Annotated in this window: 1 protein-coding gene; it reads right to left on the bottom strand. The window is 38.5% G+C overall.

The features are described 5' to 3' along the window. Positions 1-82: 82 nt before the first annotated feature. Positions 83-239 (bottom strand): DUF2382 domain-containing protein (locus AOA60_RS35100; protein ID WP_143522616.1); only part of this gene is annotated, 157 nt, incomplete at its 5' end.

The raw sequence follows: 239 nt of genomic DNA, 5'->3' as shown, positions 1-239 counted from the left end.
GATATGTCAACTTTTTGGAGATAAACATGGGGGCGGTTCTTGCGTTTCGCCAAGGGCGTAAATGCGAGAACCGCCTCTATTGTCATTTCTTTCTTACATCTGCATCTCCTTTGATTTGAATATCTGCTATTTCTTTTTTTACCTTTTCTTTCACTTCTTTCATATCTTCCACTTCACGTTTAGTTATAGACACTTCATTGACTTGGACAGGTTGCTTAGTTATTCGAACTTCCTCTTCT

This window comes from Pseudomonas sp. 2822-17 (assembly GCF_002742485.1).
GTDB classification, from domain to species: Bacteria; Pseudomonadota; Gammaproteobacteria; order Pseudomonadales; family Pseudomonadaceae; genus Aquipseudomonas; species Aquipseudomonas cyclaminis.
Note: the sequence above shows the minus strand (reverse complement) of the source record. Positions and strands in the feature narration are given on the sequence as shown.